Raw genomic sequence first — 23,194 nt, 5'->3', positions numbered from 1 at the left:
ATCTATTTGCGCTCACTTAGCAGACTGTCTTTTCTGTCAGACCAGACACAGAGAGAACCTTTGATCCTGCTTTGTTGTTCTCTATGTCTTAGCCGCGTGGCATGACATCTTCAGTGCAAGATAACTCCTATAGATAAGCTTCCTAGTTACAGGGGGAATCGATGGGCAACAGACTGCTCCTCGCCGATGACAGCATCACTATCCAGAAGGTCGTGGCGATCATCTTCGCCAATGAGGAGTTTGAACTTACCGTTGTAGATAACGGTACTGCTGCCCTTGAAAAGGCGCGGGAGATCAAACCCGACGTGATGCTCGTCGACGCGCTGATGCCGGGCAAGACAGGCTACGAGGTCTGCGCAGAGATCCGTCGTGATCCGGTGCTCGGTGCCGTTCCGGTCATCCTCCTGATCGGCGCCTTCGAACCGCTGGACGAAGAGAAATCCCGCCAGTGCGGTGCCGATGCCACCATCTCGAAACCGTTCGAGTCGCAGCAGCTGATCGATCGGGTGAAGGAGATGCTGGAACTCGGCAAGACCCGCAAGACCGCCCCCCCCGTTGCAGCCCAGCCCGCTCCCGCCGCGGAAGAGATCTGGGGTGACCTCTCCTCGTTTGATGCCATGGCACAATCGGCACCTGCTGCTGCAGCTCCAGTTGCGGCACCCGCTGCGGCGCCTGCTGCAGCACCCGCGGACGAGGACCTCTGGGAAGGTGTTACCGCCGCCGCGGAGCCCGCATGGGAACTCCCCGCGGTCGAGGAACCGGCATGGGAGGCGCCGTCGGCGCCGGCACAGCCCGCCGCTGCACCCGCCGCTGCCGTGGAGATGGTGGAGGCGACCATGGAAGACGACCTGTGGGGCGCCTTCGAACTGGAAGAGGAGGCCCCGGCCGCGCCTGCCGAATCCCCAGCCCAGCTTTTCGGGGTGGTTGAGCCGGAGGCCGAGTACGAGGCCGAGGAGATCTTCAGCTTCGACGAGGCGGAGGAAATCGAGGAGACCGGCCCGCCGCTCGACCTCGATGAGCCGGCCGCGGATTCCGCACTCACCGTTTCCGAGGAGGAGTTCTTCGCCTTTGCCGAGGAGCCCGAGGCGGCACCGGCGGTCCCCGCCGAGGCCGAAGCGGAAGCCGAGGCCGCGGCCTTCGGAGTTCCCGAGTACGAGCCGTTCGAGTTCGGACTTGAGGAGCCCGCATCCGAGGCAGCACCTGCCGCACCCGTTGCCGCCGCGCAGATGGCGCCGGTTGTCCCCGCCGCACCCGCTGCACCTGCCGCACCAGCGGTCGCCGCACAGGTCCAGGCGGCCCCCGCGGCCGCATCGCCCGCAGCGGTCCCTGAGTTGACCGAGGACCAACTGGTCGCCGCGCTCTCCAAGGTTTCCCGCGAGGTGATCGAGCGGATCGTGTGGGAAGTGGTGCCCGACCTGGCGGAAGTGATCATCAAGGAAGAGATCCGCAAGTTGAGGAGCGGCGTACGCGGTTAAAGCGGACGTCGTACGCGCATCCGCTTATGAAACAGGGGATTTCACGATCCCCTTTTTTCATTACTTAATACAAGCTGTGCGGGGTGAGCCCTGCTAGAGCATTTTCCTGAAGAGGTAATCAGATGGCAAACAAAGAGCTGGAAAAGGTTTACGAGCCGAAAAGCGTTGAGCAGAAGTGGTACCAGGAGTGGGAAGGGAAGGGATACTTCCATGCCACCGTCCCGTCGGACAAGCCGGGTTACTCCATCGTCATCCCCCCGCCGAACATCACCGGCGTCCTCCACATGGGGCACGCCCTGAACAATACCCTGCAGGACATCCTGTGCCGCTGGAAGAGGATGAGCGGCTACAACGTGCTCTGGATGCCGGGCACGGACCACGCCGGCATCGCCACCCAGAACGTGGTCGAGCGTCAGCTGGCCGCCGAGGGAAAGGATCGCTTCGAGCTTGGCCGCGAGGCCTTCATCGAGCGCGTCTGGCAATGGAAGGGTGAATCCGGCGGGCAGATCATCGGGCAGTTGAAGCGCCTGGGCGCCTCCTGCGATTGGGAGCGCGAGCGCTTCACCATGGATGCCGGTCTTTCCAAGGCGGTGCGCGAGGTCTTCGTGCGCCTGTACGAAGAGAAGCTCATCTACCGCGACAACCGCCTGATCAACTGGTGCCCGCGCTGCCACACCGCGCTTTCCGACATCGAGGTCGAGCACGAGGAGAAGGCGGGGCACCTGTGGCATCTGCGCTACCCGGTGGTGGGCACCGACGAGCATGTCATCGTCGCCACCACCCGTCCCGAAACCATGCTGGGCGACACCGCCGTCGCGGTACACCCGGAGGACGAGCGCTACAGCCACCTGATCGGCAAGATGGTCATGCTTCCGCTCGTGAACCGCGAAATCCCGGTCATCGCCGACGACTACGTCGACCGCGAGTTCGGCACCGGCGTCGTGAAGATCACCCCGGCCCACGACTTCAACGACTTCGAGATGGGCCTCCGGCACAACCTCGACCGCATCAACGTCTTCGACGAGTCCGGCGTGGTGAACGCCGCCGGCAAGCAGTACGAGGGGATGGACCGCTTCGCCGCGAGAAAGCAGGTTGTTGCGGACCTCGAGGCGGCCGGGCTCCTCGAAAAGATCCAGGACCACGGCCTCTCCGTGGGTGGCTGCTACCGCTGCAAGACCGTCGTCGAGCCGTACATGTCGCTGCAGTGGTACGTGAAGGTTGGACCGCTCGCGGAGCGTGCGCTTGGCGCCGTCAAGGACGGCCGCACCAAGATCGTGCCGCAGCAGTGGGAAAACACCTACTACGACTGGATGGAGAACATCCGCGACTGGTGCATCTCGCGCCAGATCTGGTGGGGGCACCGCATCCCGGCCTGGTACTGCGACCACTGCGGCCACATCACCGTGGCCAAGGAAGACCCGACTTCGTGCAGCCAGTGCGGCTCCGATGAGATCCGCCAGGAGACCGACGTGCTCGACACCTGGTTCTCCTCGGCGCTTTGGCCCTTCTCCACCATGGGATGGCCGGAGAAAACCCCGGAGCTCGCCGCCTTCTACCCGACCTCCTGCCTCGTCACAGGTTTCGACATCCTCTTCTTCTGGGTCGCCCGCATGATGATGATGGGGCTGCACTTCATGGACGAGGTCCCCTTCACCGACGTCTACATCCACGCCCTCGTGCGCGATGCGCAGGGGCAGAAGATGTCCAAGTCGAAAGGGAACGTCATCGACCCCCTGACCGTGATCGAGGCCTACGGCACCGACGCCTTCCGCTTTACCCTGGCCGCCTTCGCGGCGCAAGGGCGCGACATCAAGCTCGCCGAGGAGAGGATCGCCGGGTACCGCAACTTCGCCAACAAGATCTGGAACGCCTCGCGCTTCGCCATGATGAACCTGGAAGGGTTCGACCCGAATAAGGTGGACCCGGCATCCTTGAAGCTTTCCAACGCCGACCGCTGGATCCTTTTCCGCCTGAACGAGGCGGCCGCCTCGGTCGACTCCGCCCTCGAAGGGTTCCGCTTCAACGAGGCGGCGAACGAGCTGTACCGCTTCACCTGGAGTGAGTTCTGCGACTGGTACATCGAACTCGCCAAGGACGACCTCTACAAAGGGGACGCCGAGCGCCAGGCTGCGACCAGGTACGTGCTCTGGCTCGTGCTCGAGAACCTCCTGCGCCTTCTGCACCCGTTCATGCCGTTCATCACCGAGGAGATCTGGCAGGCGCTTCCGAAGAAGGACGGCGCGGCCGACTCCATCATGATCTCCGACTTCCCGACCCCGTGCGAGGAGTGGCAGGGTTACGCCGCGGCCGCCTCCGAGATGGAGCTGGTCATGGAAGTGATCAAGGGGATCAGGAACATCAGGGGCGAGATGGAAGTGGCCCCGAGCAAGCAGATCGCCGCCATACTCGACTGCAAGTCCGAGGCGAGCCTCGCGCTTTTGAAGAAGAACGAAGTCTACGTGATGAGCCTTGCGCGCCTTTCCGATCTCGCCATCGGTCAGGGGATCGAGCGTCCCGCCGAGGCCTCGCTGCAGGTGGCAGGTGACGTCGAGATCATCGTTCCGCTTAAAGGGCTCGTGAACGTCGAGGAAGAGGAGAAGCGCCTCGGCAAGGAGATCGCGAAGATCGAGAAGGACATCGAGTTCCTGTCCAAGAAGCTCACCAACCCGAGCTTTGTAGAGCGTGCACCGGCCGACGTGGTCGAGAAGGAGCGCGAGAAGATCGCCGAGTTCGAGAACAAGAAGAAGCTCCTCGAGGAGAGCCTGGAGAAGATCCAGAGGCTCAAATAGAAACAAAACGTTCTAAGTTCTATGTTCTACGTTCTACGTTGAATACGCATCTGCACGGTAAACAGCCGCTCAGGCCGTTCAGCTTTTAACGTAGAACGTAGAACGCAGAACGTAGAACTCAGTTAAGAGGTCGCATTGACTCCTTACATTCTCTACGCCTTATTCGCCTTCCTGCTGGGGGCAGTGGTCGGTTCCTTTCTGAACGTCTGCATCTGCCGGATGCCGCACGGCGAGTCGGTGGTGTCGCCGCCGTCGCACTGCCCTAAGTGCGACTACCAGATCCGCTGGTACGACAACATCCCGATCCTCAGCTACCTGGCACTCGGCGGTAAGTGCCGCTCGTGCGGGACGCGCATTTCCATTCAGTACCCGCTCGTCGAGGCTCTGAACGGGCTTTTATCGCTCGCCCTCTTCGTCAAGTTTTTCCCCCCCGCTTTCCTGGACATGGCGCCGCTGGAAGCGATGGGGCGGCCGGCCTTCTATTTCCTCGTCCTCTTCGTGTTCTGCTGCGCTCTCGTCGTGATAACCTTCATCGACCTCGAACACCAGATCATCCCCGATACGATCTCGCTTCCCGGCATCGTCGTCGGGTTCCTCGTCTCGTTCTTCATCCCGCACATCGGCTGGCTCAACTCGCTGATCGGCATCGTGGCCGGCGGCGGAAGCCTGCTCCTCATCGCCTGGGTCTACCAGGCCGTAGCCAAAAAGGACGGCATGGGCGGGGGCGATATTAAGCTTCTGGCCATGATGGGGGCGTTCCTCGGCTGGAAATCGATCCTCTTCATCATCTTCGTCTCGTCGCTGCTCGGCTCCGTCATCGGAGTTACCCTGATGGCGATAAGGAAGAAGGACTCCACCCTCGCCATACCCTTCGGCCCCTTCCTGGCTAGCGCCGCTGTCCTCTACATCTTCTACGGCCGACGCATCATCAACTGGTACCTGAACATGGGAGGGTGAGCGCGGGCCATGAAACCTCTCCGTTTCAGCCTCACCTTCTACATCCTCTCCGCCGTGAGCCTGCTGCTCGTGCTCGCATGGCTACTCCTCTCGCTGATCTCATTCAAGACCGCAGAAAAAGACCTGCTGACCCAGAAAGGGGAAGACACCCGGCTTCTTCTGGGTGCCATCGTCTCCGTCCTGCCGCGTCCCTTGGCCCCGCCCGACCCGGAAAGCCCCGTGGCGCGTTATCTGGCACAGCTGAGGCAGGATGGCAGCTTTGAGGGGCTGCTCGTGGTGGACGATACCGTGCGGCCGCTCTACGCGTATCCTGCCGGCAGTGCGGTGGACGACAGTCTTCTCAGCGTCTTGAACAACGGGCGCCCGCTTTTTCAAATCTCTGCCGATCATGCCACGTGCCGCTCATACTCAGCGATAGTGGAGCAGGGGAAGGTCATCGGGGCGGCCCGGCTCACGTTGTCGCTTCGCCCCGCACAGGAGCGGCTCCTATCGTCGCGCCGTCTTTTTCTCGCCTACTTCGCGCTCGATTTTCTGCTGCTGCTGGTGCTTGGATCCTATCTGCTTTCCCGCACCGTGGTCTCTCCGTTCAAGAAGCTACTCCAGGCCACGCGGAGGATCACCGCCGGGGACCTCGGCGTTTCCGTCAACGTGGCCGGGAGTGCCGAGGTCGCGGAGCTCTCCGAGGCATTCAACAGCATGCTGGTGGCGTTGAGGGAGAAGAGGGTGGAGGTCGAGGAGAAGGTAGCCGCGCTGACCTGGGCCAACAAGGAACTGGTCGAGGCGCGCAGCGAGGCGGTCCGATCCGAGAAGATGGCCTCTGTCGGGCTTTTGGCTGCGGGTATGGCGCACGAAATCGGCACCCCCCTTGCGGCGATCATGGGGTACAGTGCGATCCTCACCGAGGATCTTGCCGCGGACCCGGAAAAGACGGATTACCTGCGGCGGATCATCGAGGAATCGCAGCGCATCGACCGGATCGTCAGGGGGCTTTTGGATTACGCCCGCCCGAAGGACGCGCAACGCGAAGAGGTGGTGGTTCGCACTCTGCTGGAAAAGGTGGTTCAACTGCTTTCCCCCCAGGGGGTGTTGAAGCACCTGGAAGTGTCGATCGAGGTCGAGGCGGACCTCCCGTTGATCTTTGCCGATCCTTATCAGCTCGAGCAGTTGCTGATCAACCTGATTATGAACGCGAGAGACGCCATGCCGCGAGGTGGGAAACTGTGGCTAAAGGGAAGCAGTCGAGGAGCCGATGTGGTCGTCGAGGTGATCGACAGCGGCCACGGCATGCCGCCCGAACACATCGGGAAGGTGTTCGACCCGTTCTTCACCACGAAGGAGCCCGGGAAAGGAACGGGGCTAGGTTTGGCCATCGCCGCCCGGATCGCCGAATCCTGTGGCGGTAAGCTTGAGGCCCAGAGCGAGCAGGGTAAAGGAAGCCGCTTTATTCTGACCCTTCCGGCGAAGGCAGAGCGTAAAGGCTAGGCGGCGCGGGTGGTGCAGAGAGACGGTAGTTGGCGGGCTACCTGGGCGTCAGTCTGACCAGTCTGACCAGTCTGACAGAATACTGAAGGAGCTGCATTTGACCGAGAAGAAGAAAATCCTGGTTGTGGACGACGAGGAAAACCTGCGCCACATGCTGCAGGTTCTCCTCAAAAAGCAGGGCTACCTGGTGGAGCAGGCGCCGGACGGCGCCGAAGCCCTCACCAAGGCACGCGAGGGGAACTACTCCTTCATCCTCTGCGACATCCGCATGCCGGTCATGGATGGCAAAAGCTTTCTCACCGCCTGCACCAAAGCAGGCGTCGGCGCCACGGTGATCATGATGTCCGCCTATGGTACCGTCGATGACGCCATCGAGTGCATGAAGCTCGGGGCCTACGACTACATCTCCAAACCTTTCAACAGCGACGAGGTCGCCCTCGTCCTGAAAAAGGCCGAGGAACGTGAGCGCCTGAAGGATGAAAACCGCCGCCTGCGCGAGGAAGTGGGGCGCGGCAGCACCTTTTCGGAAATCATCACCCGCAACGCGAGGATGTCCGAGATCATGCAGCTCGTCAAAAAACTCTCGGAGCACAAAACCACCGTTCTTATCCAGGGGGAATCCGGTACCGGCAAGGAACTCATCGCCCGCGCCCTGCACAACTGCGGCTCGCGCAGGCAGGGCCCCTTCGTTGCCGTCAACTGTGGCGCCATACCGTCATCCCTTCTAGAGAGCGAACTCTTCGGCCACGTCAGGGGGGCCTTTACCGACGCGAGCTATGACAAGGTGGGGCTCTTCGAGGAGGCGAACGGGGGCACCCTTTTCCTGGACGAGATCGCCGAGCTGCCGCTGCCGTTGCAAGTGAAGCTGTTACGCGTACTCCAGGAAGGTGAAATCCGCCGGGTGGGCGGGGCGGCCGCTACGAAGGTCGACGTGCGGGTGGTGTCCGCCACGAGCCGCGACCTCGTTCAGGAGGTCGCAAACGGCAAGTTCCGGGAGGACCTCTACTTCCGGCTCAACGTCTTCGCCCTTTTCCTCCCGCCACTGCGTGCGCGCATCGAGGATGTGCCGCTTCTGGTCGAGCATTTCCTGCAGAAGTACGGCACGCTGATGGGAAAGCCGGGGGTGCGCCCCTCGCCCGAGGCCCTGCAGGCGCTGGTGCACTATCGCTGGCCAGGCAACGTACGGGAGCTTGAGAACTGTATAGAGCGCGGTCTCGTCCTTTGTGAAGGAACCGCTCTCGGACTGGCGGCCCTCCCCGAGGTGGTGCGCGAGGAAGCGGGTCTTGAACGGTCGCTGCCCGAGCTGCCCGATTCGCTCTCCATAAAGAAAGGGGCCGAGGCGCTGGAGCGCCGGCTCATAGTGCGCGCCCTCGAACAGACGGGAGGCAACCGCACTCATGCGGCGCGCCTGCTCGAGATCAGCCATCGCGCCCTTTTGTACAAGCTGAAGGAGTACGATCTCGGTTAACCGTCCGTACGGTGCCAATTTTTTGCGGAGTCCGTGGCTCTGCTATGAAAAAAATGCGTACATTTCCGGTTGCAGCCGTGGTATGGTATGGCGCAACTGTGCGGTTTGAGGCCGAAACGGTGACATGCCGATGTGCCGTAGTTCGAGGCATGGTTGTTGCTGCCACCCCCGGGGCAATAAAAATCACGTATGAGGTGTACTGATGTCGTTGTGGAAATTTCTCGCCACTCTTACCTTTGCAGCAGCCGTTTCCTTCTCCTCCCAAGCCTTCGCCATGTCGCAAGGTTGCACCGGTGAATGCGCATCATGCCATTCGATAACCCTCCAGGAGGCGAGCGGTCTCTTAAAGGAGATCGGCTCGGTCAAGGACGTTAAGCCGGCACCGGTGCGCGGGCTCTACGAGGTCACCTTCGAGCAGCAAGGGCAAACGGGAATCGCGTATCTCGACTACGGCAAAAAACACATCATAGCCGGCCAGGTCTTCGACATCGCCTCGCGGCAGCCGGTGGGAGGTTCGGCGCAGGCTGCGCGCCAGGAGCGCAAGGATCACCTGGACCCTGCCACGCTGACCACGGATAACGCCCTGGTGCTCGGCAACCCCAAGGGGAAGAAGAAGCTTTACGTCTTCACCGACCCGGAGTGCCCTTACTGCGCTAAGGCTCACGTAGAGCTGAAAAAACTGGCGGCCATGGAGCCAGATCTCGCCATCTACATCAAGCTCTTCCCGCTCAAGATGCACCCGAAGGCCTACGACAAGTCCCGCGTAATCCTGTCGCGCAATTCGATGGAACTCCTCGACCAGTCCTTCGCAGGCAAGCCGCTTCCCGCCGCGACGGACAAGGACGCCAGGAAGCCTGTGGACGACACGATAAGCTTCGCCGCTGCCAACGGCATCAACTCGACGCCGACGCTCGTGCTTCAGGACGGTCGCATCATCGTAGGTTACCAGGATGCGGCTGCCATCCAGCAGTTGCTGCGGTAGTTTTGACCTTCTCCCAACCGTCGGATTTCCTTTCGTGAGGTGCAAGGTGGAAAAAATGAAACCATCCCTTTTGATAACGGCCTCGAGCCTCGCGCTCGCCCTCGTACTGTCGCCGACGGTCTCGCACGCCGATCCCGGCGCCGATTACTGCGTGACGCCCGCTTTTGTTGCCGGGAACATCCCGCCCAACCTGCTGCTGTTGATCGACAACTCCGCCAGTATGTACGATCTGTTCTACCAGGACACGACCCATACCTATTGCGCCAACTCCACCACCACGGCGTGTACCTCAAACACCACCTGCGCCTCGCTACCGGCTACCTGCCGGCAAAGCGGTACCACGACGACCAGTACGGTCTATTCGGCCAAACCCTGCACCTCGAACAGCGACTGCACTGCCAGCGGCAGCAAGTGCAATTCCGGTTTCTGCACCAAGTGCAACGCGAATGGCGTCGGCGATTGCGTTTCTCAGAGCACGACGATTTTCACGCCGACCGCCTGCACCACGGACGCAACCTGCAGCGCCATCACAAGCGGCGATACCTGCGGCAACAAGTGCACCGTCCATCACGACTGCTACGACGCCACATACAACAACGCCACGCCTTACAGCGGCTATTTCGACTCCGACAAGACCTACTCCTACGATTTCACCAACAACAAATTCGTTGACGACGCCACCATGCCGGGGACTTGCAGCTATTCCGCCGGTACCACCAAGTACGTCTGCGTCAACACCACCGGCGCCGGCACCGTCTCCGAGGCCGTAGTACAAAACGCTACCGGTTTCGTCGCCAGCGGAAATTTCCTCAACTGGCTCACCGCTTCCAAGTTCGACATCGAGAAGGGGATCCTGACCGGCGGCAAGTACGAAGACAACACCCTGGTCGCTGAAACGCGCGGCTGCGCAGGGAGAAAGTTCGTCAAGAGCCTTCCCGCCGCGAGCCTCACCTTCGCGATACGCGGGGGGACTTCGGAGGGGATTTCCAAGACCACGAGCCAGGCGACCGAGTACGGTCAGACCTACATCGATATCTCCACCGGCACCTACAACGCCTCCGACTGTCTGGCAGCCATGGATGACTGGATGAACGTCACCACCACCAACCCGCCGCAACTGGGCGCGTTCCAGAACGACACCAAGGGATGCGTCGGCACCTCAACCACACTTGCGAATGCCGTGACCGCCTCTTCGGTTTGGAACCACATCCTGCACGACTGCTACCAGGGTTTGAGCGGTGGCGCCCAAAGCTACAGCACCAACCTCTCCGCCCTTGAGGGCGAGTGCAAAAACATCTACGCCAACCTGGCGCCCAACTTGATGACCGACCCCAACGCCGGTTACGCCGTATGTTCCAGCGTGCTGACCTACACGGTCGGCGGCACCAACTGGCAGGGGTACCTGGGCGCCTGCTGGAACAACACGCGGCAGGACTTCTCCAACTGCCCGCAAACCAGCGGAGATCCCAACGCCGACAGCCAGGTAAAGCGCATGGCTAACTACTGCAACGTGAACATCAACACGAACCCGGTCGCCGACCCATCTTCGACCTCGCTCACCACCGCCGGGCAGAGCGCACCAGGTTTCATCCTCGAACAGGGCCTTCTCAACACCCAGCCGGTGGGCACCTTCAGGGTCCGGGTCGCAACGGATTCCGCACCAATCGGGCTCCTGGATGATTTCAAGGACCGCATCCGCTTCGGGGTGCAGACCTTCCAGAACAACGGCGCGGGGAGTGAGTGCGGCAATACCGCCGGCATTCCCTGCGTCAAAACCTGCAGTGTGACTACGACGCGCATCTGCTACTTCGACACTGACTGCCCGATTACCAACGGCACCCAGGAGACCTGTGGCGCACTGACCAAGAGAGATGGCGGCCAATTGCTCACCTATGTCGGATCCGGGAATTGTTCCGTTTCCACCGGAACCGCGTGCACCGTCGACTCCGATTGCTCTTCGCTCACGCCGAGCGGCCAGTACTGCAAACCCAGCATAGGTGACCACAGCACCGGCATGATCCAGGCGATCGACGGCATCCCCGCCACCTCCTGGACGCCGTTTGCCGAGAGCTTCTACAATGCGCTCGGGTACTTCGCGCGCGACAACGCCTATACCGCGAACCCGCCGGTGAGCCGCAACCCAAGCAGCACGCATCCGTTCCCGGTGCTCGCTTCGCCCAATGCGGCCGGAAGCTACCTCACCGAGAAGAACCCGTCGCAGTTCCGTTGCCAGTCCAACAACATACTGCTGATAACGGACGGCATGTCCACGGCCGACCAGAACGGTTCCTCCGAGGCGCTCGCCTCCCTGTACGCATCCCAGGTTCCCAACAGCGTGAACGGCACCACGACCTACGGCATCAGCGGCTACGATACGGCCAACAGCTGCCCCCCTTACGCCGGCAGCCGCAGCATAAGCGACCTCACCTGGATCGCGAAGAACCGCGGCATAAAAACCCTCGCCACAAGCGGGACGGCAAGCACCACCGCTCCGGCTACACCAAGCGAATCGATCACCACCTTCGTCGTCTATTCGGGGCCCCAGACGAGCAACGAAGTCGGGCTTTGCGACCCGAAAACGCTGATGGATAACACCGCGAGAAACGGCGGCACCACGTTGCTGTCCGCCACGGACCGTGATGGACTGCGCGACCAGATACGGGCAGCCCTTTCCGCAGTCGCCGCCAAGGCCGCTTCCGGTACGGCGGCCTCCATTCTCAGCAACAGCGAGGGGAGCGGCGCCAACATCCTGCAAGCCGTTTTCTTCCCGAAGAAGGTTTTCGAAAACCAGACATGGACCTCATGGATCGGCGAGATGCAGAACCTTTGGTACTTCGTCGATCCGCTGATCAGCCGCTCCACCATCCGAGAAGATACCGACCAGAACAGGGCGATGGACCTGATTGCCGATTACGTGGCAAGCTTCCGCTTTGACAGCTCGGACAACACCACCTACGCCTATCTCTCTAAGGACACCAACGGGGACGGGGTGGGCGACACCACCGAGCTCAAGAAGGACAGCGACGATGTGTTGAGTATCTGGCGTGCCGGCCGCCAGCTTGCCCTGCGACCGCTTAGCGCCACCAGCATTCCCCCGGCCACCGTCAGCGACCCCGCACGTCCGCGCAGGATCCTGACGAGCCTGAACGGCACCAGCCTGACCGCGTTCTCTTCCACGAATTTTCCGAGCAGCGGGACCAGCAACGCCTCGACTTTGGCCCCGTATCTGAACGTGAGTGCCACTGAGGCGGAAAGGCTCATAGACTACACGCACGGCATCGACCAGGCCGATGCGGATGGTCTTGCCTCCTACCGCAAGCGAAAGGTGGACATCAAGGTGCCGACGGTGACCAACGCCGCCAACCGTACGCTAAGCTACACCACCAAGTCCGGCACCTGGCGCCTCGGGGATATCATCTCCTCGACGCCGCGCGTCCAGTCGACCGGCAAGCTCAACACCTACAACCTCGCTCCCACCAGCGGGTACAACGACGTCTCCTACGGCTCTTTCATCGGTTCCAGCGACTACAAGAACCGGGGGATGGTGTATGTCGGTGCGAACGACGGCATGATGCACGCATTCAAGCTAGGGCTTTTGGACGTCACCGCGAGCAACACCCAGAAGGCGACCCTGTCGGGAACCGGCCTGGGCGAGGAGCAGTGGGCGTACATCCCGAAGCAGGCGCTCCCGTATCTGCGTTACTACTCCGACCCTTACTACAATCACCTCTACTATGTGGACGGCTCGACCTTGCTTTTCGATGCGAGCATCGGCACCAGCACGGCGTGCTCTGATGCGGCCACTTATTACGATTGCGTGAAACCGAATGCCGTTACCACCGGTGCCGCCGGCACCGCACTCGATCCGGGCACCAACGTCTGGCGCACCATACTGATCGGCGGGATGGGGATTGGCGGCGCCACGGCCAAGACCTGCACCTCCGGGACCCCCTGCGTGGCGACCCCGGTCGCCGCCGATCCCGCCGACAACACCAAGGCACTTGGCTATTCAACCTACTACGCCCTCGACGTGACCGATCCGACCTCTCCCTCTTTGATGTGGGAATTCAACGACACGGCCATGGGGTACGCGACCACCGGGCCCGCCATCGTCAGGGTGGGGGACCGGGCCAAGAACGGGCACTGGTACGCCGTCTTCGGTTCCGGCCCCACCGGCCCGATCGATACCACGTATAACCAGTTCAAGGGACAGTCGAATCAGACACTTAAATTCTTTATCGTTGATCTGCGCACCGGTTTATTGGTGGATACCATCGACACCGGCATTGAAAACGCCTTCGCGGGGTCCATGCTGGGCGCCTCGATCGACGCGGACCGTTGGGACTCTTCCAGCAACGGTCATTACCAGGACGATGCCATCTACGTGGGGTACACCAAGAAAAATACCACCACCGGTACCTGGACCGACGGCGGCGTGATCAGGATCATGACCAAGGAGTCGAGCACCGTGACAAACTGGGCGTGGAGCGAGGTGGTCGGCGGCACGGGCCCGGTAGTGACATCGATCTCCAGGCTGCAGGACAGAAAGAACAAAAACCTCTGGCTCTACTTCGGTTCCGGCAGGTACTATTACCACTCCGGCAGCGAGATCGATGACAACAACGGACAGCGCCACATTTACGGCATAAAGGAGCCCTGCTACAACACGACTGCACATCCGGGGAACCTTCTGGACAAGACCTGCACGGCAACCGTGACCACGGGAATAACCGACCAGTCCACCAGCATCTCGACCACCATTGGCGCTGGGGGATGGAAGATCGACCTCGATCTCGCCAGCGGGGACTTCGGCGCCGAGCGCGTCGTTACCGACGCAGTCGCCCTCACCAACGGCACCGTGTTCCTCACCTCCTTCATGCCCAACGCCGACCCCTGCGGGTTCGGTGGCAACTCCTACCTCTGGGCCCTGGGCTATGACACCGGCGGCAGACCGAGCGACGCGGCGCTCAGCGGAAAGGCGCTCATCCAGCTTTCCACAGGGGAGTTCAAGGAGATCGACTTGTCGAGCGCCTTCGGCAGCGGAGCCGCACGGCTTCTGAGACGCACCAGCGCGGCGATGACGGGCAAGCCCCCGGCGGACGCCTTCCCGATCGTCAGCAAGAGCGGCAACAAGCCGGTGAAACGCATCATGCATATCCAGGAGCGGTGATGAGCAAAGAAAGCGGCTTCACCATCGTCGAACTGGTCGTCATTGTCTCCATCATGGCGATACTTCTGACCATCGGGAGCCTCAACTTCAGCCAGATGCAGAGGAAGAGCAAGGTCGAGGAACAGGTGCGCAACATCTACTCGACCCTAACCGATGTCAGGCTCCAGGCGATGTACACGAAGACGCCGCGCGCGGTAACGGTGGTTGGCAACTCCCTGCGCATCTATACGACCGACGACACCACGGTGGCCCCCTCTTCGGTGGTCAACCTCTCCTTCCCGATGGTGATCGGTCCGGGCGCCGGAGCCATCGTCTACGACGCGTCGGGGGTGGTCAACGATGTCGAACGCGCCATCTGCGTGGAACCCGGCAACGTGGCGGATAATCCCGGTAACATGGACAGCACCATCATCTCGACGGTGCGCACCTACCTCGGAAAACGAAGATCAGGAGGCGCCTGTGCCCCAAGCAGCATTGATCAAAAATAACGACGGCTTCACCCTCATCGAACTGATGGTTGCTGTGATCATCGTGGCCGTCGGCATGTTCGGCGTGCTGGAAACCGTGAACGTAACCCTGCAGCACAACCTGAAGAACGAGTTGCGCAACGAGGCGATCAAAGTCGGTGAACAGTACATGGCCGAATTCCGCGGCACGAACTTCGCCTCGATCACCGATTCCTACCCGAGCCTGAACATCGACAGGAAGGTGAGGGGGGTAAGCAAGCAGTACGTGGTGGAGCGCAGCTCCCAGGTGCTCGCCCGCGACGGCGCCCTGCAGCCGACCACCAAACAGGTGACCGTGGTGGTAAAGTGGGCCTTCCGCAACCTCACCTCGCAAAACCGGGTGGTTTCCGTGATGGCGCAGCCATGACCGGGGCCGAGGAGTTACCGATGCTGGAGCGCAACAAGGGATATACCCTGGTGGAACTCATCGTGGTCATGGCGATCTTCGTCACCGTGCTCATCGTGGTTTCCAGCGGTTTCAAGACCGTACTCACCCAGGTGGGACAGCAGAGCAAGCAGATGGAAACCGACATAGGCAACGTGGTCGGCCTCGAGATCTTCCGCTCCGACCTGCAAAACGCGGGGTACGGGCTCCCCTGGGCCTTCCAGTCGACCCCGGCCGCCGCCAAGTACACCGAGGCGACCAGCAGTGATGACGGGGGACCGGTCACCGCGGCCATCTGGTCCGCCGGTCAGAGCCCGCGCACCTACAACGACGCCGGCGTCGGCACCGGCATCCCGCGCGCGGTCCAAAGCGGCGCCACCACCTTTAACGGCGGCTCGCAATACCTGGTGATCAAGTCGCTGATCGCGGCGACATCCGCCGCAGGCACCCAGAAGAAATCGGTGAACGTCACCTACAACGACACCGGCAGGCACACGACGGTGTGGGGGGATGCAAGCCGCGATTTCAAGCCGGACAGCACCGCCACGGAGCGGATCATAGTGCTCAGGAACACCTTCATCGACCGTGTCCCGAGCCGGCAGTTGCAGGTCGACAGCACCGGCAACTTCTCCGCCTACTTCAAACAGAACCAGTACACGAGTCTCACCCTGCCGCACTCCTCCGGTGACGTCTTCGAGGTGTACGGGATTGACCCCGGGACGGAACCCAGGATGCCGTTCAACCGCGCCGACTACTACGTCGCGACGCCCGCCACCCCGCCGCCAGCATGCTCACCCCACACCGGCGTGCTGTACAAGGCGGTGCTCAACCAGGCGGCGAGCGGCGGCTTCAGCGCCATACCGCTGCTTGACTGCGTGGCCGACATGCAGGTGGTCTACGGTGTCGGAGACGTGGGCTCGAAGGAGGTCAACCTGCATCAGGCGGCCCTCCCGGGAACCGGCAGCGCGCAGGACATCCGCGAGAGGCTCAAGGAGATCAGGGTATACATCCTGGCGCACACTGGGAAGAAGGACTCGTTCTACACCTTCCCGAGCCAGACCGTCGACGTCGGGGAAAGGTTCGGCGGCGCCGCGAGCCCGCTGATCGGCAGAACCTTCGACCTCGACGCCAGGATCGGTGGCGACTGGCGGAATTACCGCTGGAAGCTTTACACCATCGTGGTTCGACCTCAGAACCTCATCCAGTAAGACACGGAACGCTTATGAAAAAGATCGGTAACGAAGACGGCATAGCACTGGTGACGGCACTTATGTTCACCCTGATCTGCCTTGGGATCGTGGCGGGGCTGATGCAGATGCTGCTTCTTGAGACCAAGGTCTCCGGGAGTCAGAAGGCCTACCGCAACGCGCTTGAGGCCTCCTACGGCGGCACCGAACTCATCACGCGGGAATTCATCCCGAGGCTCTTCGCCAACTACTCGACCAGCATCAACCCTTTGCTGAACGACTACGGCGCCGGTGGGCTTGGTGACATCAACCTGGTGGTGGACAAAGCGGCCTTGGGCACCAAGTTGGCAAAGGCGACCGAGGAGTGGGGAAGTCTCTCGAAGACGGTTAACGCGAAGGACATGCCCGACCTGCAGTTCACCCTGAGGGGGCTCTCCTCCAACACCAACTTCAAGGTCTATGCGAAGGTAGTCGACACGGTACCGGGGAACTCCGACCCGACCGGGGTCGATTACCTCGATTCCGGGGTGGGGGTCGCGGGGATCGGTTCCGGTATCGCCCCCAAGCACAACCCGGCGCTGTACAGCCTCGAGGTGCAGGGGGAACGGGCCTCCAGCCCGAAGGAAAAGGCGATCCTATCGGTTCTCTACGCCTACTGACATCGCCTCGCGCAAAAAGCCGCCCTCCCTCTACGGGGAGGGCTTTTTTTTTGCCCTCTGCCGCAGTTTTCCCGCCTTTTTTTTCTGGGGTCCTTTGCTAAGATTGGTGGGTTCAAATTTTGCCGGGCCTCCGCCAGCCGGTCGCCCGGCGTCTTCCGGGGGGAAAGATGCCTTCACGCGGTTTCTCACTCGTCGAGATGTTGACCATTATGGCAACCGTGGCACTTCTCATCGCCCTTGGCACAGTCATGTTCCAGCGCTATGACCGCAGCTTCAGGCGTGATGCGCAGACCCGCCTCATCCTCGCCGAACTGCTGAAAGCCCGCATGCAGGCGATCAGCCAGCACAGGGTGATCCGTGTGAAGCTGTACCCGGACCGCTTCGAGGTGTACTCCTCCGGGACCGATGACCGCAACGGGGCAAGTCCGCTCATGGCGCAACAACTCAGGTTTCCGCTGTCGAGCAACGCTGCTGGTTTCGGCGGCGGGGCGCATGTGGACTTCAAGGAAACCGGCCTCACCGACGACTGGTGTACCATCTGTGTCGATGCCGGCGCCCCGCTTCCAGGTCTTGACAGCATCGTCATCTCGGCCACCAGGATGAGCCCGGGCTCAAAGGACAAGGGAAATGAGTGCACCTCGGACAACATCACCATCAGGTAGCACGGGTTTCAGCCTCGTGGAGATGCTCATGGCCATGCTGGTCGCCACGGTCGGGCTTTTGGGGCTTTTGCAGTCGGTGATCGTCGCCTATCAGCATGCGGTGAAGACCCGCTGTCGCGGCGAAGCGGTGCAGGTGGCGGAAGAACGGCTGCATACGTTGAGCGGACTCCCTTTCGCCAAATTCACCGGGGGTACCGAAACGACAAGCGTCGAGACGAGAATGGTGGGGGGAGTCCCCTGGACCTACACGGTCACGAGCAAGGTGCAGCCGGCGGGCAGCACCAAAGCAGCCGTGAAGCTCACCGTTGCCATCACCTGGAGCGCCAGGGGCGAGGCGGCAAGCCATGAGATCTACACGCTGAGGACGAGGAGAGTCGGGGAATGAGGCCTAAGGAGACGGAACAGGGTTACACCCTGGTCGAGTTGCTGGTGTCGATGCTGATCTTCTCGGTGGTGATGACGCTCATCAGTGTCTCCTTCGGGAGGATCGTGAGGAGTTCAAGCCAGCTCGGCAGGTCTGCTGAGAGCGATATTGCCGGCCTGATCGGGCTCGAGGTGATGCGAAGTGACGTCGAACTGGCGGGCTTCGGTCTGCCGTGGAGCGTTCCCAGCGAAATAAATTACAGCGAGGCCGGGGTGGCGGAACAGTTCGTCAACAGCTGCAGTGACGGCTGCCCCGACGCGATGCCAAGCCGCTACAACGACCGTCCTTACATGGACGCCCCCCCCGCCTACCGGGTGGGGGACAATGTAGGCTTCAACGGCTCCGACTACCTCGTGCTAAAGGGGACAGCGCTCGGCACGAGCAGCGTCTGCCGCAGTTGGTGTTACCTCAAGAAGGGGGGGGTGACCAGACCGTCGCGCGTCAGCCCGGAACTCTCCAGGGGGAGCCGGGACCGCGTCATCGTGCTCAGAAACGAGATCGGCCCGGATGGGGCGAGCCGCTCCCTCGTAAGCAAAGGGAGCGACTTCACGGTCGCCCTGGACAACGACGGATTTCCCGAAGCGTTTACCCCGGCGGAAGCAACCGACACCTACCTCGTGTACGGGGTTGCAAACTACTACTCCGACGCGGAGCTCAGCTTTCCCTTCAACCGGTCCGACTACTACATAAACCGCAAAGTCGACAAGATGTCGAAATCCTGCAACGAAGGTACCGGCATGCTCTACAAGACGGTGGTCAATCACCAGGGGGATCCCACGAAATACCCGCTTCTCGATTGTGCCGCCGACATGCAGGTTGTTCTTTACCTGGACACCAACGGTGACGGTGAAATCGATTACCACCCCGTGCTCGCCAGAGAGATCCCCACCGCGCAGAAGCTGCGCGAGCAACTGAAGGAGATCAGGGTTTACGTCCTGGCCCAGCAGGGATTACCCGATCCCGCCTTCTTCTACCCGGTAGCGACCCCGTCACGCGCCATCGTGGTCGGGGACCCCGCCTTGTCGGACGAGCTTGGTCATGTCTGGAGCGAACGGGCGCTCGCCCAGAGGTTCGGGGAGAACTGGCGCAACTACCACTGGAAGGTGTACACCATCGTGGTGCAACCCAAAAACCTTTAGCAGGGAGGGGCGATGCGATACCTTGGCTCGCAACATGGTGCGGCTTTGGTGACGGCGCTGATGCTGACCGCGCTGTCGCTTGTCATAGCCGTCGCACTGCTCACCATGGTCACCACCGGGATCCAGACATCCGCAAGCCAAAAGCGCTACCGCAGCTCGCTGTCTGCGGCGCGGGGCGCCGTCGATCTCTTCACGCAGGAACTGATGCCCAGGCTGTTCCAGGCCGAAACCTCGGTCGGAAACCTGGAACACGAATTCTCTGGGATCGAGTTGCATGTGAATCTCGACACCTGCCTGAGGCAAAAGCTGACGCTTGCACCAGGATCCTGGACCGGCTGCAGCGCGGCGCAGGCCTCAAGCGATCCCGCGGCGGCGCCGGATGTCACCTTCCGGCTTGCCGGTCCCCCTGCCGCGCAGGGGTTCACGGTAAGCACCAAGATCGTCGACACCGTCCCCGGCAACACGGACCGAAGCGGCTACGACCTTCTGGATGCGGCAGGCGCGGTAGCAGCCCAGGATGAAGTCGTCCGTCCGCAGCACGTCCCGGCCATGTACCACCTCGCGGTGCAGGGGAGCAGGGACGGGCAGACTCGTGAAAGGGCGCGCCTGTCTGTCCTTTACGCCTACTGACGGATCATCGCGCAGGCGCCTGGCCGCGGCGCAAAAAGAGCTTAGGTGTTCTTGAAGGGCGGGTTGCGACAAATTGCAACTCGCCTTTTTATTGGTATCATCTCCCAAGCCCGCCCATTAGAATTCTGCCTGGGAACGGGAGGTTTTTAACCTCCGTTCATGGCAGCCATCTCTCTTTGGCATATAATTATGTATAATTTGAATTAAAATGTTGACTTTCGTGAAGTTTGGCGTATATGTATGCCAAAATTTCCTACGACTGTCTTAAGCGGTGCCAATCAATGATCATGAACAGCGTGAAGAAATTGCGGGAAGAGCGCCTGATGAGCAAGGCCGAGCTGGCGCGCCTGGCCGGGGTGTCACCGATAACCATCGACCGGATCGAACGGGGTGAGGAATGCAGGATGGAGACCAAGCGCAAGATCCTGCTTGCTCTTGGGTTTTCCCTCTCCGACAAGAACAAGGTATTCCAGGACTAGGGTAATAGGACCACGCGATGCTTTTCTCCAAGAAGAAGGACATAGTAGGGGTCGACATAGGCTCCAGTGCGGTGAAGCTGGTGCAATTGCGCCCGGCGAAGGGAGGTTACCATCTGGTGAAGATCGGGATCCTGCCGCTCCCCGCGGAGGCCATCGTCGACAACACCCTGATGGACAGCTCTTCCATCGTCGAAACCGTCCGCCAGCTGCTCACCACCCTCGGGGTGAAGGCCAAGGAGGCCGCCTGCTCCATCTCCGGAAACTCGGTCATCATCAGGAAGATCTCACTTCCGGTGATGCCGGTTGAAGAGCTCGAGGACCAGATCCACTGGGAAGCGGAGCAGTACATCCCCTTCGACATCAACGACGTGAACGTCGACTTCCAGATCCTCTCCCCCGACGAGCAGGATCTCTCCAAGATGAACGTCCTCCTGGTCGCCAGCAAGAAGGACATCATCAACGACTACCTCTCGGTGTTCGCCGAGGCCGGCCTCAAGCTGGTCGTGGTGGACGTCGACTCCTTCGCGGTACAAAACTCCTACGAGCTGAACTACCCCGCCGATCCCGAGCAGGTGGTGGCGCTCGTCAACATCGGGGCCAGCATCTTCAACCTGAACATCGTACGCGACGGCATCTCGCTTTTCACCCGTGACGTGCAGATGGGTGGCAACCTCTACACCGAGGAGATCCAGAAACAGTTCGGCATCAGCAGCGGTGAGGCCGAGGAGATGAAACTTGGTGCAGCCGACGCGGCGGACCCCCGGCTGAAGGAGGTGCTGCAGCGGGTGAACGACACCATCGCGCTCGAGATGCGACGCTCCCTTGACTTCTACAACTCCACCGCCGGCGAGGAGCGCATCACCAAGGTGTTTCTCTCCGGGGGGGGCGCGAAGACGCTGCAACTCGTGGAAGCGGTGCAGCAGCGCCTCTCGCTCCCGGTCGAGCTCATGAACCCGTTGGCCAACGTCACGGTGAACGAGAAGGAGTTTGATCCGAGGTACCTTGATGAAATCGCCCCCCTCATGTCTGTAGCGGTGGGCCTCGCAACGAGGAGGGCCGGAGACAAATGATAAGAATAAACCTCCTTCCCGTACGGGCGTCCAAAAAGAAAGAGACCATGCGGCAGCAGGTCGCCATCCTGGTGGTCGTCCTGGTGGGGCTTTTGGCCGTTGGTGTGGGCGCCTGGATCTACCTGCGCAGCCAGATAACCAGCCTCAACAACGAGATCGCCAGTTCCGAGACGGAACTTGCCGCGCTGAAGACGAAGATCGGGGCGATCGACAACCTGAAGAAGCTGCAGGCCGACGTGAAGAAGAAGCTGGACGTGCTGAACCGGCTGCGTCGCGACAAGAGCGGCCCGGCGTCACGGCTGTCCGCGCTTTCCGAGTCGGTGCCCGAAAAAGTGTGGCTCACCAAGTACACCGAGAACGCTGACAAGGTATCGGTAAGCGGAGGTGCTCTCAGCGAGGATCTCATCGCGGTTTTCATGAAGAGCCTGCAGGCCTCCGGCGCCTTCAAAAACGTGGAGCTGGCCGTATCGGAACAGTCGGAAATCGCCGGAGTGAAGTACAAACGCTTCGATCTCAATTTCCAGATCGCGGATCAGAAGCCGTAGGCCGGATTTCCGGCACAGGGAAGGCGCGCGGACGCCTACAAACACGCTGAAGCAGAGGCATTGCCATGGATCCACAGATAGAGAAATTGCTGAAGCTCCCGACCAAGGAGAAAGTCGCACTTTTGATTCTGCTCATGCTCCTCGAGGGGGCGGCCATGTACTACGGGCTGCACCGCCCCCGCTTGCAGGAGCTGGAGGGGCTGAAGAAGAAGCACGAGGATCTGCAGAAGCAGGTGACGGAGAACCGGCGCATCGCCAACAACCTCCCCCGCTTCAAGGCGGAGTACGAGCAGTTGAAGCGCGACCTGGACAACGCCCTGACCGAGCTGCCGAACCAGAAGGAGATACCGTCGCTTTTGACCAACATCTCCAACGTCGGCAAGAGCTCCGGGCTCGAATTCCTCCTCTTCAGGCCCAAGCCCGAAGTCCCCAAGGATTTCTACGCCGAGGTGCCGGTCGACATCGCCGTCTCCGGAACCTTCTACAACGTGGCGGACTTCTTCGTCGCGGTCAGCAAGCTGCCGCGCATCGTGAACATCACTAACGTGAGCTTTTCCGACATAAAGCCGGTAGGCGGCCGGACCAGCCTCAAGGTGAACTGCCTGGCCACCACCTTCCGTTTCCTCGACCCCAAAGAGGCACAGAATGCCAATGCTAAAGCCAATAAACCTAAATAGCGTCGTGCTGCTGCTTGCGCTGGCACTTGTGCCAGGTTGCAAGAAGGAAGAAGCCCCGGCGCCCGCTCCCGCACCAAACAAGCCGCACCCGGCTCCCGCTCCCAGCCCGGCACCGCCGGTGCAGCAGCAGCTGTCGTCTGCGGCGAAGGTTTCCGGGGTGCTCAGCTTCAGGAAAGATCCCTTCAAGCCGGTAATCGTACCGGTCACCCCTGCGCCGACCGCCTCAGCGGCGGGCCCAAGCGTATCCGCCGCCGACCTTCTCCCCATCCAGAGCTTCGAGGTGAGCAAGTTCAAGGTATCCGGCATCATCGCCGGGATGAGGGAGAATCGCGCGCTTTTGATCGATCCCAACGGCAAGGGGTACGTCGTGCAGGTGGGGATGCAGGTAGGAAACGCAAACGGCCGCGTCACCCGGATCACCCCATCGACGGTTGAGATTGTCGAGAAGGGCGCCGGGCGCGGCAAGGGTAGAACCATCGTGCTTACGCTGGCCAAGAAAAGGTAAGGA

At 61.2% G+C, this 23,194-nt stretch carries 20 protein-coding genes; all 20 read left to right on the top strand.

Annotated features, from left to right (window positions below; all coding sequences use genetic code 11):
• The first annotated feature begins 161 nt into the window (after positions 1-161).
• The 20 genes from E4633_RS16830 to E4633_RS16735 all read left to right on the top strand — a co-directional run bounded on the left by E4633_RS16830 (position 162) and on the right by E4633_RS16735 (position 23,191).
• A complete protein-coding gene (locus tag E4633_RS16830; protein WP_135871907.1) occupies positions 162-1,475 on the top strand; it encodes a response regulator in 1,314 nt (437 codons plus the stop codon).
• Between the two features lie 122 nt (positions 1,476-1,597).
• Complete coding sequence (locus E4633_RS16825) at positions 1,598-4,264, top strand: valine--tRNA ligase (RefSeq protein WP_135871905.1); 2,667 nt, start codon at positions 1,598-1,600, stop codon at positions 4,262-4,264.
• 135 nt (positions 4,265-4,399) lie between these two features.
• On the top strand, positions 4,400-5,221 hold the full coding sequence (locus E4633_RS16820; RefSeq protein ID WP_135871904.1) for a prepilin peptidase: 822 nt from the start codon (positions 4,400-4,402) through the stop codon (positions 5,219-5,221).
• A gap of 9 nt (positions 5,222-5,230) precedes the next feature.
• Complete coding sequence (locus E4633_RS16815) at positions 5,231-6,703, top strand: sensor histidine kinase (RefSeq protein ID WP_135871902.1); 1,473 nt, start codon at positions 5,231-5,233, stop codon at positions 6,701-6,703.
• 97 nt (positions 6,704-6,800) lie between these two features.
• A complete protein-coding gene (locus E4633_RS16810) occupies positions 6,801-8,171 on the top strand; it encodes a sigma-54-dependent transcriptional regulator (protein ID WP_135871901.1) in 1,371 nt (456 codons plus the stop codon).
• 202 nt (positions 8,172-8,373) lie between these two features.
• Entirely contained in the window at positions 8,374-9,153 is a 780-nt protein-coding gene (locus E4633_RS16805; protein WP_135871899.1) for a DsbC family protein, read from the top strand.
• Between the two features lie 55 nt (positions 9,154-9,208).
• Entirely contained in the window at positions 9,209-14,323 is a 5,115-nt protein-coding gene (locus E4633_RS16800) for a pilus assembly protein (protein ID WP_162605019.1), read from the top strand.
• Positions 14,323-14,811, top strand: a complete 489-nt coding sequence (locus tag E4633_RS16795) for a pilus assembly FimT family protein (RefSeq protein WP_135871895.1) — start codon at positions 14,323-14,325, stop codon at positions 14,809-14,811. Before E4633_RS16800 ends, E4633_RS16795 begins: the two co-directional genes overlap by 1 nt.
• Positions 14,783-15,196: a type IV pilus modification PilV family protein gene (locus tag E4633_RS16790; protein WP_135871893.1), complete on the top strand. Its 414-nt coding sequence runs from the start codon at positions 14,783-14,785 to the stop codon at positions 15,194-15,196. Before E4633_RS16795 ends, E4633_RS16790 begins: the two co-directional genes overlap by 29 nt.
• A 20-nt stretch (positions 15,197-15,216) precedes the next feature.
• Positions 15,217-16,422: a prepilin-type N-terminal cleavage/methylation domain-containing protein gene (locus tag E4633_RS16785; protein ID WP_135871891.1), complete on the top strand. Its 1,206-nt coding sequence runs from the start codon at positions 15,217-15,219 to the stop codon at positions 16,420-16,422.
• Positions 16,423-16,436: 14 nt separating this feature from the next.
• Complete coding sequence (locus E4633_RS16780) at positions 16,437-17,060, top strand: pilus assembly PilX N-terminal domain-containing protein (RefSeq protein WP_135871889.1); 624 nt, start codon at positions 16,437-16,439, stop codon at positions 17,058-17,060.
• Positions 17,061-17,227: 167 nt separating this feature from the next.
• Positions 17,228-17,722 carry a pilus assembly FimT family protein gene (locus E4633_RS16775; protein WP_135871887.1) on the top strand — a complete coding sequence of 165 codons (495 nt, stop codon included), beginning with the start codon at positions 17,228-17,230 and terminating at the stop codon, positions 17,720-17,722.
• Positions 17,688-18,107: a type IV pilus modification PilV family protein gene (locus E4633_RS16770; RefSeq protein WP_135871886.1), complete on the top strand. Its 420-nt coding sequence runs from the start codon at positions 17,688-17,690 to the stop codon at positions 18,105-18,107. Before E4633_RS16775 ends, E4633_RS16770 begins: the two co-directional genes overlap by 35 nt.
• The gene (locus E4633_RS16765) at positions 18,104-19,285 is read left to right on the top strand and encodes a PilW family protein (RefSeq protein WP_135871884.1); all 1,182 of its coding nucleotides are present in this window, start codon (positions 18,104-18,106) and stop codon (positions 19,283-19,285) included. Before E4633_RS16770 ends, E4633_RS16765 begins: the two co-directional genes overlap by 4 nt.
• 12 nt (positions 19,286-19,297) lie before the next feature.
• Positions 19,298-19,915: a pilus assembly protein PilX gene (locus E4633_RS16760; RefSeq protein WP_135871882.1), complete on the top strand. Its 618-nt coding sequence runs from the start codon at positions 19,298-19,300 to the stop codon at positions 19,913-19,915.
• Positions 19,916-20,196: 281 nt separating this feature from the next.
• Positions 20,197-20,394: a helix-turn-helix transcriptional regulator gene (locus E4633_RS16755; RefSeq protein WP_129127701.1), complete on the top strand. Its 198-nt coding sequence runs from the start codon at positions 20,197-20,199 to the stop codon at positions 20,392-20,394.
• Between the two features lie 17 nt (positions 20,395-20,411).
• Entirely contained in the window at positions 20,412-21,464 is a 1,053-nt protein-coding gene (pilM, locus tag E4633_RS16750; protein WP_135871880.1) for a type IV pilus biogenesis protein PilM, read from the top strand.
• Entirely contained in the window at positions 21,461-22,009 is a 549-nt protein-coding gene (locus E4633_RS16745; RefSeq protein ID WP_135871878.1) for a PilN domain-containing protein, read from the top strand. Before pilM ends, E4633_RS16745 begins: the two co-directional genes overlap by 4 nt.
• 65 nt (positions 22,010-22,074) lie before the next feature.
• Complete coding sequence (locus E4633_RS16740) at positions 22,075-22,686, top strand: type IV pilus inner membrane component PilO (RefSeq protein WP_135871876.1); 612 nt, start codon at positions 22,075-22,077, stop codon at positions 22,684-22,686.
• Positions 22,661-23,191 (top strand): pilus assembly protein PilP, encoded by a 531-nt coding sequence (locus E4633_RS16735; protein WP_198419464.1) that lies wholly within the window; start codon positions 22,661-22,663, stop codon positions 23,189-23,191. The genes E4633_RS16740 and E4633_RS16735 overlap by 26 nt, the downstream gene beginning before the upstream one ends.
• Positions 23,192-23,194: the final 3 nt, after the last annotated feature.

It is taken from the genome of Geomonas terrae (genome assembly GCF_004791675.1).
Taxonomy (GTDB): domain Bacteria; phylum Desulfobacterota; class Desulfuromonadia; order Geobacterales; family Geobacteraceae; genus Geomonas; species Geomonas edaphica.
The sequence above is the reverse complement of the archived record's forward strand: the minus strand, read 5'-3'. Positions and strand labels throughout refer to the sequence as shown.